The organism is Polynucleobacter sp. 39-46-10 (assembly GCF_002282275.1).
The window spans coordinates 1-1233 of the sequence record NZ_NCJB01000513.1 but is presented as its reverse complement, the minus strand read 5'-3'; the positions used below and the strand labels follow the sequence as shown (position 1 = coordinate 1233).

1 protein-coding gene and 1 pseudogene are annotated in these 1233 nt (G+C 43.6%); both read left to right on the top strand.

What is annotated here, in order from left to right; genetic code table 11:
• Window positions 1-187, top strand: a pseudogene (locus B7X71_RS17290) (iron ABC transporter permease); the annotation flags it as partial.
• 122 nt (window positions 188-309) lie between these two features.
• A partial coding sequence (locus tag B7X71_RS17285; RefSeq protein ID WP_293601649.1) for an extracellular solute-binding protein occupies window positions 310-1233 on the top strand: 924 nt, incomplete at its 3' end.

Here is a 1233-nt window from a genome sequence, read left to right as displayed (position 1 = left end):
GGATGTGATGAAAGAGTTACCGGCAACTCTACTATTGCGCCCCTTTAACTTTGATACTTTGGCTGTGGCTACCTATCAATTGGCGGCAGACGAGCGCCTTGCAGAGCTCGCATTACCATCCTTAACGATTGTTTTAGTTGGGCTTTTTCCTGTTTTACTGCTTTCCAGGGTGATTTCTAAATCTTAATTGATAATCATTCGTATTTGTGATACATTAGATTTACTCTAATTCTGATCGTAAATACAACAATGGCAAGTCAATCAATATCCAAATTCCTACTCAGTGCTACATTTCTTCTGAGCTTTTGTATGGCTTTGCCACTACACGCTCAGGATGCTAAAGAATTAAATCTCTATTCAGCTCGTCACTACCAAACTGATGAAGCACTTTACAGTGACTTCACGAAGAAGACGGGTATCAAGATTAATCGTATTGAGGCTGATGACAATGCTCTAGCTGAGAGACTCAAAAGCGAAGGAGCCAATAGTCCGGCAGATGTTATTTTGATGGTAGACGCAGCCCGACTCTGGCGCGCACAAATTGATGGCTTCTTTAAGCCAATTCATTCAAAGTACTTAGAAAGTCGTATCCCAGCGAATTTGCGATCTAAGCCTGATACAGAGGGCTCAACCTGGTTTGGTTTTTCAACTAGAGCTCGTCTCGTGGTCTACAACAAAGCCAAAGTGAACCCGCAAGATGTTGACACTTATGAGAAATTGGCTGAGCCGATGAATAAAGGTAAGGTTTGTACGCGTTCAGGTGCTCATCCTTATATGCTGTCATTGATCGGTGCCATGATTGAGCGTCGTGGTGAGGCTGCTACAGAAGAGTGGGCTAAAGGTATGGTGGCTAATATGGCGCGTCCTCCAAGAGGTGGTGACACCGATCAAATCAAGGCGGTTGCATCAGGCGAGTGTGGTGTAGCTTTAACAAATTCCTATTACTTAGTGAGGCTCCTGCGTTCAACTAAGCCAGAAGATCAAGCTATTGTTGCTAAGATTGGTTTCGTTTGGCCAAATCAGAAAACTACCGGTACGCATATCAACATTGCGGGTGGTGGCGTTGCCAAGAATACACCTCATTCACAAGCTGCTATTCAGTTCCTAGAATATCTAGCGAGCGATTCAGCACAAGAGTATTTTGCCAATGGTAATAACGAGTGGCCTGTAGTGAAGTCAGTGAAGATTGAAAATGAAGGGCTAAAAATGTTGGGACCCTTTAAGGCTGAAAAT